At 39.3% G+C, this 346-nt stretch carries 1 protein-coding gene; it reads right to left on the bottom strand.

Features of this window, described 5'->3' with window-relative positions:
• Positions 1 to 346 (bottom strand): hypothetical protein (locus ACLWS4_RS38060; protein WP_416876578.1); only part of this gene is annotated, 346 nt, incomplete at both ends.

The following is a 346-nucleotide window of genomic DNA, read 5'->3' on the forward strand; positions in this document are numbered from 1 at the left end:
TAAAGCCCCCATTGTGGACCATGTTTTGAATCAAACGAAATAAATCCTCATCTAATTGGCAGAGAATGATTTTCATGAGCATCGGAATATGTTCTTCTAGTACAGCCACTAAATCCGCTTTTTTTAAGCTGCTTGCATTGCGGATGTTCAACCGTTTTCTGATTTCGTGTAACTCATCTTTTGTATATCGCAAAAGCCCGGCATGCAATGTGAAAGGAAGGGAAATCTCAGACCAAATTTTTTTGGCTTCCTTCTCCCTCATTTTTTCCGTCTCATCATGAAGGGTTTCTAATGCTTGCAGTAATATTTGTTCATCCGTACGATTATGTTTCAAAGTCGTCACCTC

It is taken from the genome of Kitasatospora sp. SC0581 (assembly GCF_048159585.1).
Classification (GTDB): Bacteria; Actinomycetota; Actinomycetes; order Streptomycetales; family Streptomycetaceae; genus Kitasatospora.